Consider the following 14,889-nt stretch of genomic DNA (forward strand, 5'->3'; position numbering starts at 1 on the left):
GCTATAATTAACCAGGGATACTTACACCTAGCTATACTTACCCATATCAACTCTCCTTGGCCAAACAAGGTTTAATTGTTGCTAGCACCGACTGCGCTAGAGCACTGAGTTCGTACCCGCCCTCTAAACCAAAAACAATCCGACGAGTTAGTTGCAGACAATACTTGGTAAATAGGCCATAATCATCTGGCTGCAAGGCAATATTTGCCAAGGGATCTGCGGCATTAGCATCATAACCAGCACTGACAATCAATAAATCTGGCTGAAATTTGGTTAAAAAGGGCATCACTTTCTGTTCAAACATAGGCTGGTAATCTTCTAAAGTGCTGCCTGGTGCCATGGGAAGATTGAGGACATTATTGTGAAACCCTTGTTCACTGGCTTGGCCTGTACCAGGATAGCAAGGGGATTGATGAAGGGAGATGTAGGCAATGCGAGCATCTCGTTCTACAACATCTTGAGTCCCATTGCCGTGATGGACATCCCAGTCTAGGATGGCAACTCGTTCGACTCCCGATTGCTCTAAGGAATAGTAAGCTGCGATCGCAGCATTGGAAAATAAGCAAAACCCCATCCCTCTCTGACGTTCAGCATGATGACCAGGGGGACGGGCTAGAACAAAGGCTGAATTATTGGTAGTGAGGACTTGATCTACCGCATCTAGCCAAGCACTAACGGCGAGTAGGGCAACATCGTAACTGCGGGGGGATATCCCTGTGTCCGCATCTAACCTGCCACCATTACTCAAGGCGATTTCTTCAACTGTCTCAATGTAGCGCTGGCTATGAATTTGTTGTACTAGAGGCATCACTCGACGAGTTTCCACCGCTGTCGGTAACTGCCACTTAATTTGGTCAGCCCAAGGTGCAGCTTTGATAGCATCAACAATCGCAGTTAAACGTTCTGGTCGTTCTGGGTGAAACCGACCGTTATCGTGTTCAAGAAACTCATCGGAGTAAATGACAGGTAACATATTATAGCACGATTCAGCCAAAATGATGGAAAAACGTTTTAGAGCAAGGTACTTGTGAATAGATTAACCTTACCGATTACTTCATCAGGTGATCCCTAAAGATACCAAACACGACACCAAAGGCGATCAGAGCTAGAGCGAGGCTGGCAGGGATTAAATCTGGTCTCAAAATGAAGGCAAAAATAGCTAAGCCAATCAAAACATAGGATAGTTTCATCAAAAACTCCTTAGTTGTTGGGAACCTCTGACGTTTTGTCAGGGCAGGTAAACAACCTGGTGGTATAAACCGCCAGTCAACATGAACAAGAAGAGGTGAAATTCCTAAGCTGCCCTAGGAAATTTTCTGTCTTTTTCCCATAATTTTTGCACAAGAAGCGCGAATCTGCTCATTGTCTAAGCCTTGCCCGTGGTTCTGTTACCGGCTATAGTCGAGATTTTGTGTTAAAATTTAAAAATAACCAGCCAAATTTGAAAAAAAAACGTGTTAAAAGCCTCTTTTGAGAGATTTTAACCGATTTATTTAGCAAAATCCTCGATAATAAGGGAGTTTGTCCAACTATGAGTACATCCCAAGAACGCATTGTCCCGACAAATTTGCGGAACGAAATGTCCCGGTCTTATTTAGAATACGCCATGAGCGTCATAGTAGGTCGGGCATTACCAGATGCCAGGGATGGGCTCAAGCCAGTACACCGACGGATTCTCTATGCGATGCATGAGCTGGGCTTAAGCCCAGACCGTCCGTTCCGCAAATGCGCTCGTGTGGTGGGGGAAGTGTTGGGTAAGTATCATCCCCATGGGGATACTGCTGTTTATGACGCTTTGGTGCGCATGGCTCAGGATTTCTCCATGCGATCGCCTCTAATTAATGGTCATGGAAATTTTGGCTCAGTAGACAACGACCCCCCAGCGGCAATGCGTTACACAGAGTGCCGTTTGCAAGTGATCGCTACCAATGCCCTACTTCGGGATATTGAGTCGGAAACCGTAGACTTTGTTGATAACTTTGACGGTTCCCAGCAAGAACCCACTGTCTTACCGGCACGGATTCCCCAATTACTGCTGAACGGCTCATCGGGGATTGCTGTGGGTATGGCAACCAATATCCCCCCTCATAACCTGGGAGAGTTGGTGGATGGCTTAGTCGGCCTGATCCATAATCCCGAAATAACTGATAAGGAGTTAAGGCGGTATATCCCTGGTCCAGATTTCCCCACTGGCGCACAAATTTTAGGAACATCGGGTATTAAAGATGCTTACACCAGTGGTAGGGGTTCTATCACCATGCGAGGTGTGGCAGAAATTGAAACGATTGGGCAACGAGGTCGTCCAGACAAGGAAGCCATTATTATTACTGAGCTACCTTACCAAACCAATAAGGCAAGTTTAATCGAAAAGATTGCTGAATTGGTCAATGATAAGCGCATTGATGGTATTTCCGATATTCGGGATGAAAGCGATCGCAATGGCATGCGAATCGTAATCGAACTAAAGCGCGATGCTTATCCCAAAGTTGTCCTGAATAATCTCTACAAGCAAACCCCCCTCCAAAGCAATTTTGGAGCAAATATGCTAGCCCTGGTGGGCAATGAACCCCAGTTGCTGACCATAAAGCAGTTCTTAAACGTTTTCCTGGATTTCCGCATTGAAACCATTACCCGACGGACTCAATACCAATTGCGCAAAGCTGAGGAACGGGATCATTTACTGCAAGGGTTACTAATTGCCCTAGATACCTTAGATGCGGTGATTGCTGTGATTCGGGCGGCGGCGGATACGACTACAGCACGAGGACAATTAGTCACAGAATTTAGTCTATCTGAAGCCCAAGCCGATGCTATTTTGCAAATGCAGCTGCGCCGTCTGACTGCTTTGGAAGCCCAGAAGATTCAAGCTGAGCATGAGGAATTACAAGTTCGGATTGCCGATTTACGGGATATCCTAGCTCGCCGAAGTCGCATCCTGGAGATTATTGAAACTGAAGCCAAGCAACTGAAACAGAGCTTGGCCACACCACGCCGCACACAAATTCAACAGGTTGAAGGGGAACTAGATGATACTGACCTGATTGCTAATGAAAAAGCTGTGATTCTGCTGACTGAGCAAGGGTATATCAAACGCATGCCTGTGGATGAGTTTAGAGCTCAAGCTAGGGCAACTCGTGGTAAAGCTGCTGCCAGGATTAAAGATGATGATGAAGTAGAGCATTTCTTTACCTGCTGTGACCACGATAGCATTTTATTTTTTAGCGATCGCGGTGTAGTCTACTCTCTGCGTGCCTACCAAATCCCGGCTGCATCTCGCACCGCCAGGGGGGTACCGATTGTGCAGATGTTACCCATTCCCCACGAAGAAAAAATTACTTCTATTGTACCGGTATCTGAATTTACGGATGATGAATATCTAGTAATGTTAACCCATAAGGGTTACATTAAGAAAACTGCTCTAGATGCTTTCAGCAAAATTCGGGCGAATGGATTAATTGCTATTTCCCTCGGGGAAGGAGACCAGTTGCGGTGGGTACTTCGTGCTAGGGAAGAAGACAGCATCATAATTGGGTCTCGTCATGGCATGGCAATTCACTTCAAGTGTGACAATGAGCAACTCCGCCCCCTTGGTCGTGCGACCAGAGGAGTTAAGGCTATGAAACTCAAGGGTGATGATGAATTAATCGGTATGGATATTTTGTCCGGTCAAATCATCGCTAGTCTAGCTGCTGCTGAGGATTCAGAGGAAGAGACAGAAGACCTTAGTGATTCTGAGATGGTGGAAACAGCGGCTCAGGGTCCTTGGGTATTAATTGTTACCATGGGAGGCTATGGCAAGCGGGTACCGGTATCCCAATTCCGGCTACAAAACCGTGCTGGTATGGGAGTTCGCTCAACCAAATTCCGTTTACCCAAAGACCAACTGGCAGCACTACAGGTAGTTAATGAAGGGGATGAATTGATGATAGTCACTAGTCGAGGGATTATCATTCGTCAAGCTGTTGATGCTATTTCTCCCCAATCCCGCATGGCAACTGGGGTCAGAGTGCAAAAGTTAGATGATGAAGATGCGATCGCAGCGGTTGCTTTAGTACCCATTTCAGATCAAGAGCAGGAAATCGAAGAGCAGGAAATCGAAGAGCAGGAAGAGTCAGTAGATCAATAACAATAGGCCACTAGAAGTGAACCTACAATAGGTTTTTGTAGACGGTTGACGGTTAACCGTCTACAAAAACCACCTTAACTACACTAATAAACCGGTTCTCTAGGAGGCAACTCAAATGATTCAAACTGCAAAAAAGTTTTACACATTTGAAGAGTATCTTTCCTACCATGATGACACTGACTACAAGTATGAGCTTGTTAATGGAGAGCTTATTGCTATGCCACCTGCTAGTGGACTACATGCCCTGATTATGCTTTTTCTATTCAAGCAATTTGATAGAGAAATTGACAGGGTTAGTTTAGATTGGGTTGTTATGCCTGGTAATCTTGGGGTTCGCACAGCTGACAATAAATCTAGAATTCCTGATTTAGTCATTATCTCAGAAAATCAGCGGCAAGCTATCCGTTCCATGTCATCAGCGGTGCTGGAATCAGCACCACTACTAGCAGTAGAAATTGTCAGTGCAGGTAATCCTCAAGATGATTACCGCTACAAGCGTTCTGAATACGCGGTGCGGGAAGTGCCTGAATATTGGATTGTTGATCCAATTAAGTCTAAGGTTTCGGTTTTGCGTTTAGTTGATGGGTTTTATGATCTGACAGAATTTACAGGAAATCAAAAGATTGAATCACAAAGATTTACCGAGTTGGCTTTGACAGTTGAACAAGTATTTGCCGTTTAGACTAATTGTTAAAAATGAAGTAGTAACTATGAAGTATTAATGCTGAATTTGCTCTTTAAAATATCATGTTATCTGTCCCATTTTTCTGAGGGGGTGACAACAAGGCTAAAAAGTAGACAGGGTGTGGGGTGTGGGGTGTGGGGTATGGGGAAAATAGAACCGAATTTGGAGTGACCCCAGCGATTTACTTGGGTCCGAAACCTGATTCAAGCGTCCCTACCAACGTGGCCAGCTCCTGATCTTCCCCTACACCCTTCACCCCACACCCCACACCCAGTAAGGCTTTTAAGGCTGTTTGTCACCCCTTCAGCCCATTTTTATATTAATCCTAGGTTGATATATCAACTAAAAATGCTATAGCTATAGCGTACTTACTATTATTTTTCCACCCGATATCCCAACTCTAATAACCGTAAGCGAGATTGTCGCCATTTGGGTTTTACTTTCACAAACAATTCCAGGTAAACTTGACCAGCAACTAACTTTTGAAGTTGCTGACGAGCAGCAGTACCAATTTGTTTGAGCATAGTACCCTTTTTGCCAATCAAAATACCTTTTTGGGAGTCTCTCTCTACGTTGATCGTAGCAAAAATACGGGTAATTTTTGGTTGATCCTCCACTAAATCAATAGTAATAGCAACTGAGTGGGGGACTTCCTCACGAGTTAGGAGTAAGATTTGCTCTCGAATCAATTCCCCCATGATAAACCGTTCTGGCTGGTCAGTTACGAAGTCAGGGGGATAATAATATGGCCCTGGTTCTAAGCGCTCAATTAATTTTTGCTGCAATAGGTCTAAGCGATCAGCTGTCAGGGCAGAAAATTTGACCACTTCCCAGCCTTGAGGAGTAGCTAGTCTAGCATAACTAGCATCGATTGATTCTCCCCTACTCTGTCGAGGTTGTATATCTGATTTGTTCACACCCAAAATTACTGGTGTCTTAGTATGGCTCAGTAGATCAACAATAAAGCGATCGCCTCCTCCCGCCTCCACCGTACTATCCACCACCAACAGCACCACATCCACTAACTCAATCGCTATTTGGGCATTTTTTACCAATACCTTACCCAGTTGATGATGAGGTTTGTGAATCCCTGGCGTATCCACAAAAATCAATTGAGCTTCCGGTGTGGTGAAGATACCTCGCAGCCGATTTCGGGTAGTTTGAGCCACTGGCGAGGTGATGGCAATTTTTTGCCCTACCAGTTTATTCATCAGTGTGGATTTCCCCACATTCGGGCGTCCCACAATCGCCACAAAGCCAGACTTAAAGCCCTCTGGAGCAATCGGAATAGTTTCTAGAACTGATGGATTGATCACTTTTTCCTCTAGGTTATCTTGGGAAGAGTCTATGGTCGAATCCTCTTCCGAGTTTTGTTCGTCTTGGATTTTAGAATTGTCAGTCATTGAACCAATCGTAGTTTTTATGGTTTTCTTATTAAATGTATGTTACCAACGTAGATAGGGACTATGTTGAGGATGTTGTTACATGGGATAGCACCCCGGTTAATTGACCAACAGTATCATAAATAGAAATGATTGCGGGCTTCAAGTAAAAAATTCCAAATTAGTTGCCCACACTCAAGCAGTTTAGACTACATACTACTGATGACCAATACCGCTACTTTCCCTGACCTGGAAAATCATTGGGCTAGAGATTGTATCAACCAACTGCGGGAGCGTAAGTTGGTCAGTGGTTACCCGGATGGTAAATTTCGTCCTAATTCTAGAATTACCCGTGCTGAGTTTGCCGTCTTAATGCTGAATGCGTTTCCCTCAGCGCCGATTCAACGAGGTGGTATTCGTTTTAAGGACGTACCTAGTAATCATTGGGCCAAAAATGTGATTCAAGATGCCTACAAGCGGAGATTTTTTTCGGGCTATCCTGGCAGACAATTTAAACCGAATGAGTCGATTTCACGAGTGCAAGCGATTGCCGTTTTAGCAGGAGCCAAGAATTATCCTATCCCGTCAGATCCCGATGGAACTATCAGACGGTATTTTACTGATGCTACCCAGATTCCCCAGTATGCTAAAAATGCAATCGCATCCGCAGCAATTAATACTATTGTGGTTAACTATCCCAATATCAAACAGGTCAAGCCAAATCAGAGTGCTACCCGTGGTGAAGTAGCGGCTTTGCTGTGTCGGGCCTTAAACATCTATGCTGTCCCACCTCAGTATATTGCTGGAGTGGAAGTTTCTCCTGATCATGTTCGTAGTTTACCAGGGCAATTGGATCAGGTGCCTGTGTTTAATAGCAATAGTCCAGAACTAGTCAGAAGTGAGGGAATTTTGCTGTCTACGTTTTCACCGGAAGGGAAACAAGTTCCTTCAGCCCACCTTGACTATGGCTTTAATGGACGGTTTGATATCTTTACCCACCATATTGCTAGAGCGGAAACTCAGGCGGAAACCCATCCCCTTTACCAAGGATTGATAGTTTATAATCCCAAGGACACACCTGTTACAGTGGAGGTCTTGCAAGGGGCGAGTTATCTGTCTACCCCAGATGCACCGTTTATCTCGTTGCCGGATATGGTGGATAATCCCAATGGTACAGTCTATGCTGGTTCTGGCAGTCGGACGATGAATGATGTACTCAGGGGAATTCTCCAAGAACTATTTCCCGCCAAACTGGTGCTGAAGGCAAAACAAAGCCAGATGTTAATGAATCAGCCAATTCCAGTTAAACGATCACCAGCTTCCAATGGTCGTTCTACCATGATGCGGTTACGGAGTGATGGGATGGTGTATGTGGCCAACTTAGCGATGAAAGCCCTTCGTGATGGCAATGGAAACTATCGGGAACCTACGGTAGCAGAATGGCAACACTTACTGGATACCGGTGGCTTAGCTCAACCCCGTGGACCAATACCCACTCCTCTCGAACCACCTCAAGAACCGACGGTGTTTGGTCGGGTGGCTGGTGTTTCCCAAGGTTCTCAATGGCAAGTGCTGATTCAAGATAATCCAAATGTTAACTATTTGAGTATTCCTCAGCTAGGGCAGGCATTTTCTTATGTGGTGGGGACTCTACATCTGATTACTCTGAGTACAGGGCAAATTCAAAGTGCACCGATGTTAAGGCGCTATCCCGATACGGCCTACTTTGCCCACAGTAATTATGGGGTAGAATACAATATAACTTTACCATTGAAGAATACTACTAATCAACCCCAAACGGTGACGGTATCGCTGCAAACGCCATTGAAGGATGAGGGGGGTACTGATCGACTGCTGTTTTTGAACCCACTGGTTGAAAACGTGTTCTTTCGGGGTACACTCAGAATAAATTATGATGATGATGATCGAAAGGCTCAGACGCGCTATGTGCATTTAGTGCAGCGACGAGGACAGCCAGGGCATCCATTGGTGACGTTGAATTTAGCCCCTGAAGAAGTTAGGCAGCTACAGGTGGATTTTCTCTATCCCCCGGATTCGACACCACCCCAGGTGCTTACAGTTCGGACTTTGGAGGGTTAGGAGAGTTGGAAATCGGCTCACAAATGCAAGGTCGCAATTGCGCGATCGCACAATCAAATATTAATCTCGATTCTAGTAGTATCACGGATTTAGCCTGAATCTGCTATTGTGTAACGTTAGCAGCATACTAAACTTTATCAAAAATAGCTGATGCCAGCAAAAGCGATCAGTATTAACTATTTAGGAGTTTAGTTATTGCTGACGAAGTTTTGCCTAAGATCATCAAACCAGCAGAAATGCTTACTCTAGATGATAGAGATGATCTAGTTACGGCAGCTACTGCCTAGGGATATACCTAGAATTGCTGTCGCCATCAGAACAACTATATCACACTCAGGTTGCTTGATAACTGTTGCTAGATAACTATTGATACCTTGACCACTTATGCCTTCTCAAACCTTTATCGTGCGTGCTCACACTCGTACGATCCATACCCGTCCAGTTACCTTTTTTTGCCCCAAATGCAATCATATGACTACTCGTGAGTGCTATCCTGGTAAGCCTCCTAAATACTGTCTCGAATGTAGTCCGAGGCGGAAACGTCAGCAAGATGAACTTTATATACCCGAAAAGGGGATGTTCAAGCCAACACACAACTTGGTGAATCTTACCAGTGGGCAGAAGACACCAGTATGTCTGGAGAAGTCCCCCCAAGCTGGGTGGCTTTTCGTGAGGACAGCCCTAGATTGGTTTAGCGGGGAAAGCATCATCAAGTATCACACAACTAAAGGGGTTTACAGCCAGGAGGTGCCGTTGGCAGATTATATCGTCGAAGCTCTACCAGCTGGCGAGATCACCACAGCATTTCCATCAGCTACCTCTGCTAAAAAGAAGATTACTCCTGCTAAATCTTCATCAGAGCTAATTTTAGTAGAACCCTACAGTGTGAAGAAGATGTGCGATCGCTTCCGGTGCGGGGACAGGTTACTGAAGAGGATGCGCACTGACCCAAACTTCAGCCAGTGGAGTCGCTCTCGGGATCCCGAGGGCATCACTTGGGAGTATCGGCAAGGAAAATATTTTCCTTTACTTAATCAGGTTAATCAGGAATCATCAGCCACCTCTGAACCTGAAATAGAGGAGACTACCCCCACGACTAATGGGTCATCCCAGGGGATTTCAGTAGAACCCTACAGTGTGAAGAAGATGTGCGATCGCTTCCGTTGCGGGGACAGGTTACTGAAGAGGATGCGCACTGACCCAAACTTCAGCCAGTGGAGTCGCTCTCGGGATCCCGAGGGCATCACTTGGGAGTATCGGCAAGGAAAATATTTTCCTTTAGTTGATCAGGTTAATCAGGTTCATCAAGAATCATCAGACACCTTTGAACCTGAAATAGAGGAGACTACTGCCACCACTAATGGGTCATCCCAGGGGATTTCAGTAGAACCCTACAGTGTCAAACAGATGTGCGATCGCTTCCGTTGCGGGGACAGGTTACTGAAGAGGATGCGCACTGACCCAAACTTCAGCCAGTGGAGTCGCTCTCGGGATCCCGAGGGCATCACTTGGGAGTATCGGCAAGGAAAATATTTTCCTTTAGTTGATCAGGTTAATCAGGTTCATCAAGAATCATCAGACACCTTTGAACCTGAGATCGAGGAGACTACTCCCACGACTAATGGGTTATCCCAGGGTATTTTAGTAAAACCCTACAGTGTCAAACAGATGTGCGATCGCTTCCGTTGTGGGGACAGGTTACTCAAGAGGATGCGCACTGAACCAAACTTTAGCCAGTGGAGTCGCTCTCGGGATCCAGAGGGCATCACTTGGGAGTATCGGCAAGGAAAATACTTTCCTTTACTTAATCACCAATAGTTCATTACTTTCAAACTGAGTCAGCAGATGCGAACGCGCCCCGCGTGACCTACGGTCAATCGCATCTGCTTTACTATTTCTGGGATACGAGAAAGTTTGGTCTTTCCCAACTTGCGGTATCTTCCAGTCTGTTCTCCCTCTTCCCCTTCTCCGGGTTCTAGTCAGGGAAAGGATTTTTCCTTTCCCTGCGCTAGCTGCTATGCACGCCCTAACCTTGAGCTGCCATAGATAACATCAGGTCAATCATGCGGTTAGAGTAGCCCCACTCATTGTCGTACCAAGAGACAACTTTAAAGAAATTAGAATTAAGTTCCATTCCGGCTCCAGCATCGAAAATGCTTGAATGAGGGTCCCCTTGAAAATCGGTGGACACCACTGGCTCCTCTGTATAGCCCAAAATTCCTTTCATCGCCCCAACTGAAGCTGCCTTCATTGCTGCACAAATCTCTGGGTAGCTGGTTGCCTTTTGAGTCCTGAAGGTCAAATCTACCACTGATACATCCGGTGTTGGTACCCGTAATGCCATCCCCGTGAGTTTACCTTTCAGTTCCGGTAACACTAGCGTGACAGCTTTGGCCGCACCCGTAGAAGCGGGGATAATGTTCTGAGCAGCACTTCGCCCCCCCCGAAAGTCTTTCTTACTTGGACCATCTACGGTTGGCTGGGTAGCAGTCATGGCATGGACGGTAGTCATTAACCCTTCCGCTAGCCCAAAATTGTCATTAATCACTTTAGCAATGGGAGCAAGACAGTTAGTTGTGCAACTGGCATTGGAAACGATAGTATCTTTACCAGGGTCATAGGTATCGTGATTGACACCCATCAACAGGGTGGGAACCAAATCAGGGTTTTTAGTAGGAGCAGAGATTACCACCCGCTTCGCTCCCGCTTCTAAATGCTTAGATGCCCCATCATAGGTGGTAAATAGACCAGTAGATTCTACTACATATTCCACACCGAGTTTCGTCCAAGGCAGCTCCTCTGGGTTTTTAATTGAGACACAGGGGATTTTCTTACCATTGACCACAATTCCATCAGCTTCAGCTTCTACGGTACCCTTGAAACGACCATGGGTTGAGTCGTATTTGAGTAAATAAGCAATAGTCTGTGGTGGAACTAGGTCATTAATGCCCAGCACCTCGATTTCTGGGTAGTTGAGGGCAGCACGGAATACGAGTCGTCCGATACGACCAAATCCATTGATACCCACTTTGACAGTTGCCATGGACAAATCTCCTTTAAGAGGTTTACAAATTTACGTTTGTGGATAATTAAGAATCCTCATCCAGCGATGCAGCCCGGTCTTGAGTAAAACCCCCACTCCCGCTCTGCATCAAGACAATGTCATCCAATCGGGAAGATTAATTCTTCCTTTGTTGTTGACAGCCGGGAGCATCAAAACTACCATGAAAGGATTGCCAAGTAACCAGATTTGACTCAATGATTTTTGCTAGGCATCCAAGCTATTGTTTATAGCTCACTCTACTCATTATTTGTTAATCCTTTAACTTAATTTAAGACTGTGGTAATTGCTGTTAATTCTTTCCACTGCTCTGTGTTAAACTACAAAGAAATAAAAAAGAAGGTAAGCATTTATAGCGCTACGGGCAAGTCATAAGTCATAACTCATAAGTCATAAGTAAGCTATAACTAAGTTTCGGAGTTTAGGAATGTCAAACACCTTAATGGGTAGTGCTATACATGACCGCTGATAGCTTACTGTTAAATGCTTACCAGATAATTAACCTTTTCTTTAAATCTACTATTTAAATGTTTATCTACAATTTAACAAAACTCGCGGAATTCCCCACCCTAAGAGGGTGGGGATGGATAGCGCCTCAACTTACAATGCTTCTCATCACAATTTATGCTAGAATGAAGTTGGTTGCTGACCCGCCTGACTGACTAAAAGGCTACCTTATAAACGGTCTGATCTCTTATCAGTTTTTAGACCATTAGGTGTACAAAGTACTAGCAGAGCTCAGGGAAGAGACAAGCCCCGGCTGGTTGACCGCAGAGTCGTAATTCCAAGGTGAGTCTGTCGAAAAAAAACTATACGTCCTTAGAAGGCGGATGTCTGCCTGTTGACGCTGAGTAAGACCAAGACGAGCTTGCTGGTTGAGGCATCGGCGGATGAAGCGGGAAACCTCGTTCGCGTAGCGTCGGCTTTGCCGAAAGACGAATAAAACCGTCCCTGATTGAACTGAGAATGGGAAGCCCCAACCTCAGCTAAGCAGGTTGGGGTACTTCACTTAAGCTGGTTTTGGCATTACCTCTATGAAAGTCGCTGTCTTTAGTACCAAAGTCTACGACCGACAGTTTCTCGAAGCTGTTAATTCCCAATATGGTCATGAATTAACTTTTTTTGAACCGCACCTCGATACTCAAACGACTATTTTGGCATCAGGATGTCCAGCAGTATGCGTTTTTGTCAATGATTCCCTCAACGGACAAGTGTTGGAAAAGCTGGCGCAACAGGGAACTCGTCTGATTGCTCTACGCTGCGCTGGTTTTAATAATGTGGATGTCACAAAAGCGACAGAATTGGACATGACAGTAGTGCGTGTTCCGGCTTACTCCCCTTATGCGATCGCTGAACATACCATTGGCTTAATGCTAGCCCTGAATCGCAAGATACATCGTGCTTATTCTCGAGTACGAGAAGGAAATTTTTCCCTAGATGGACTCTTGGGATTCGATATGCATGGTCGAACTGTAGGCATCGTGGGAACTGGTAAAATTGGTGTTATCGTAGCCCAAATTCTCACTGGTATGGGGTGTCAATTAGTGGCATATGATCCCTATCCCAACCCGGAGTGTCAAGCTTTAGGGGTCAAGTATGTAGAGCTAGCTGAACTCTTTGCTATCTCTGATATTATCACCCTACACTGTCCCTTAACTCCTGAAAACTATCATCTGATTAATTCCGAAGCTCTAGAGCAGATGAAACCAGGTGTGATGCTAATTAATACTAGCCGAGGGGGATTGATTGATACCAAAGCCATTATTGGTGGGCTCAAGTCCAAGAAAATTGGCTATCTCGCTATGGATGTCTATGAGCAAGAATCTGCCTTGTTTTTTGAGGATTTGTCTAATGAAGTCATTCAAGATGATATTTTTCAACGTTTACTCACGTTCCCTAATGTAATTATTACTGCTCATCAAGCTTTTTTAACTGAAAATGCCCTCCATAACATTGCTGAAACTACACTCTCTAATATTAGCAACTTTGAGAAAGGTGTTCCTTGTCCGAATAAAATTATTATTAATAATAGGGAATAATATCAAGTCAGGTTGAATACCCATAATTACAGGGAGAGTGGAAAGTGTGGGGAGATTTGGGGGGGTTCCTAGGTAATGGATTCGGGTAGGGGCTCTTTCAGAGCATCCCATTATATCGAATCACAGAATTCAGAAGTTAGAATACTTCTCCAAAATAGGATCTGATTCCCTACTTTAACCAAACCATAACAACTAGCGACCTCGGCAAAATTCAATCAAGATTGTAGTAATTGGTAATCCTAATCCAATTACCAATTATCAATTACCAATTACTAAATTGGCCTAAAACGCACTAGGAGGAGGGGGAACAAAGGAACGAGGAGGGAAGACTTGTAAATCAATATGCTGCTCTGGACTGAAATCAAGACCTGCTTGTAGTTGAGCAAATTGTTGCTCTTCAAAAGACAGAGCACCTGTAGTTTTATTGTAGGAGATTTGATCAATATCAAGTTCCCCAAAACTAACAATTTCAATCCTGTCTCCCTGTTGGACATTGAAATCTGTAATCCTGTCAATTCCGCTTTCAGGTCGTGGAAGTTCCGAGTCAGAGTTCCTCGGCAATAGGAAACTATTAGTTATGTTGATTCCCGTTGAAGGTTGTAGCGGTTGTGATGAAGGCATTGAAGGCGGGAAGATTGGTAATGGGCGATTTGTAAATGTGAAGCGAAAGATATCAGCTCCGTGACCACCAGTCAGGGTATCGCTTCCGTTGCCACCTACCAGAGAATCATCACCATTCCCACCAAGGAGAGAATCATTCCCGCCACCAAAGACATTTTGATCATCACCATCACCAATTAGGGTATCATTGCCAGTCCCACCAATCAGAGTATCACCGCTACCCCCACCTTCGAGCACATCATTTCCGTCTCCACCATCAAGGATGTCACTGCCTGGATTATAGTTTATGGGAATTCCAGTCAAACGCCTACGAACATCACCTAAAAGGGAATCATCACCAGCTCCGCCTTTTAAGACATCATTCCCATCTGCTCCGTTGAGAGTGTCATTTCCTGTTCCACCGTCGAGGAAATCATGATCAGATGTCTGTTTAACCTCAAACAAACTCAAGCCAAAGCTAGAACCCGGTCCACCAGTCAGGACATCATTCCCTGAGCCACCAATCAGGGTATCATTGCCCTCTCCACCGTTGAGAACATCTGAATCCTCCTCCCCTTCAAGACGGTCATTACCCCCTCGACCATTGAGAATATCATCCCCAGCTCTACCTTTGAGGGTATCATCCTGTGAGCCACCGTTGAGAGTATCGTTGCCACTGCCACCTATGAGAATTACACTAGTATTTGTAGTATTTGTTTCCAACCCCACGAAATTCAAGTTAAACATTTATTCGATCACCTATTCCTATCCAACTCCGACCTCCTTTATTGTCTGGTCTTAGGTATGGTAAAGCTAGCCAAATTGGCAGTATTTGGCCAATTTGACCGATTTCTTGGTGCGCGTTCACGCTTGTCGGGAAACTCGAGCGGGGTCGC

At 45.1% G+C, this 14,889-nt stretch carries 10 protein-coding genes; 5 read left to right on the plus strand and 5 right to left on the minus strand.

From position 1 onward, the window contains the following. Window positions 1-46 precede the first annotated feature (46 nt). Complete coding sequence (locus F6J90_RS19475) at window positions 47-973, minus strand: histone deacetylase (protein WP_293096984.1); 927 nt, start codon at window positions 971-973, stop codon at window positions 47-49. A 76-nt stretch (window positions 974-1,049) separates the two neighbouring features. After that, window positions 1,050-1,190, minus strand: a complete 141-nt coding sequence (locus tag F6J90_RS19480) for a hypothetical protein (RefSeq protein ID WP_293096987.1) — start codon at window positions 1,188-1,190, stop codon at window positions 1,050-1,052. 341 nt (window positions 1,191-1,531) lie between these two features. Here F6J90_RS19480 and gyrA point away from each other — a divergent pair, with 341 nt between their 5' ends. Together gyrA and F6J90_RS19490 are read left to right on the plus strand one after the other, a co-directional pair. After that, window positions 1,532-4,126: a DNA gyrase subunit A gene (gyrA, locus tag F6J90_RS19485; RefSeq protein ID WP_293096990.1), complete on the plus strand. Its 2,595-nt coding sequence runs from the start codon at window positions 1,532-1,534 to the stop codon at window positions 4,124-4,126. Window positions 4,127-4,241: 115 nt separating this feature from the next. Further along, window positions 4,242-4,808, plus strand: a complete 567-nt coding sequence (locus F6J90_RS19490; protein ID WP_293096993.1) for a Uma2 family endonuclease — start codon at window positions 4,242-4,244, stop codon at window positions 4,806-4,808. 377 nt (window positions 4,809-5,185) lie between these two features. On the opposite strand, the gene era is transcribed toward F6J90_RS19490, so the two are convergent. Then, on the minus strand, window positions 5,186-6,214 hold the full coding sequence (era, locus tag F6J90_RS19495; RefSeq protein ID WP_293096995.1) for a GTPase Era: 1,029 nt from the start codon (window positions 6,212-6,214) through the stop codon (window positions 5,186-5,188). A gap of 201 nt (window positions 6,215-6,415) precedes the next feature. Here era and F6J90_RS19500 point away from each other — a divergent pair, with 201 nt between their 5' ends. Together F6J90_RS19500 and F6J90_RS19505 are read left to right on the plus strand one after the other, a co-directional pair. Continuing rightward, window positions 6,416-8,293 carry a DUF3370 family protein gene (locus F6J90_RS19500; protein WP_293096998.1) on the plus strand — a complete coding sequence of 626 codons (1,878 nt, stop codon included), beginning with the start codon at window positions 6,416-6,418 and terminating at the stop codon, window positions 8,291-8,293. A gap of 471 nt (window positions 8,294-8,764) precedes the next feature. After that, window positions 8,765-10,111 (plus strand): hypothetical protein, encoded by a 1,347-nt coding sequence (locus tag F6J90_RS19505; protein WP_293097000.1) that lies wholly within the window; start codon window positions 8,765-8,767, stop codon window positions 10,109-10,111. 208 nt (window positions 10,112-10,319) lie between these two features. Here the strand turns inward: F6J90_RS19505 and gap are convergent, their stop codons facing one another. Continuing rightward, entirely contained in the window at window positions 10,320-11,336 is a 1,017-nt protein-coding gene (gene gap / locus F6J90_RS19510; protein WP_293097003.1) for a type I glyceraldehyde-3-phosphate dehydrogenase, read from the minus strand. Window positions 11,337-12,388: 1,052 nt separating this feature from the next. On the opposite strand from gap, the gene F6J90_RS19515 reads away from it, so the two are divergent. Continuing rightward, window positions 12,389-13,393: a 2-hydroxyacid dehydrogenase gene (locus tag F6J90_RS19515; RefSeq protein WP_293097006.1), complete on the plus strand. Its 1,005-nt coding sequence runs from the start codon at window positions 12,389-12,391 to the stop codon at window positions 13,391-13,393. Between the two features lie 282 nt (window positions 13,394-13,675). Here F6J90_RS19515 and F6J90_RS19520 read toward each other — a convergent pair whose 3' ends face one another. Then, on the minus strand, window positions 13,676-14,740 hold the full coding sequence (locus tag F6J90_RS19520) for a calcium-binding protein (RefSeq protein WP_293097009.1): 1,065 nt from the start codon (window positions 14,738-14,740) through the stop codon (window positions 13,676-13,678). Window positions 14,741-14,889: the final 149 nt, after the last annotated feature.

Origin of the sequence: Moorena sp. SIOASIH (assembly GCF_010671925.1) — a bacterium.
Classification (GTDB): domain Bacteria; phylum Cyanobacteriota; class Cyanobacteriia; order Cyanobacteriales; family Coleofasciculaceae; genus Moorena.

Coding starts and splice junctions, on each gene's coding strand:
- F6J90_RS19475 (WP_293096984.1), bottom strand. CDS start 973: ATGTTACCTGTCATTTACTCCGATGAGTTTCTTGAACACGATAACGGT.
- F6J90_RS19480 (WP_293096987.1), bottom strand. CDS start 1,190: ATGAAACTATCCTATGTTTTGATTGGCTTAGCTATTTTTGCCTTCATT.
- gyrA (WP_293096990.1), top strand. CDS start 1,532: ATGAGTACATCCCAAGAACGCATTGTCCCGACAAATTTGCGGAACGAA.
- F6J90_RS19490 (WP_293096993.1), top strand. CDS start 4,242: ATGATTCAAACTGCAAAAAAGTTTTACACATTTGAAGAGTATCTTTCC.
- era (WP_293096995.1), bottom strand. CDS start 6,214: ATGACTGACAATTCTAAAATCCAAGACGAACAAAACTCGGAAGAGGAT.
- F6J90_RS19500 (WP_293096998.1), top strand. CDS start 6,416: ATGACCAATACCGCTACTTTCCCTGACCTGGAAAATCATTGGGCTAGA.
- F6J90_RS19505 (WP_293097000.1), top strand. CDS start 8,765: ATGACTACTCGTGAGTGCTATCCTGGTAAGCCTCCTAAATACTGTCTC.
- gap (WP_293097003.1), bottom strand. CDS start 11,336: ATGGCAACTGTCAAAGTGGGTATCAATGGATTTGGTCGTATCGGACGA.
- F6J90_RS19515 (WP_293097006.1), top strand. CDS start 12,389: ATGAAAGTCGCTGTCTTTAGTACCAAAGTCTACGACCGACAGTTTCTC.
- F6J90_RS19520 (WP_293097009.1), bottom strand. CDS start 14,740: ATGTTTAACTTGAATTTCGTGGGGTTGGAAACAAATACTACAAATACT.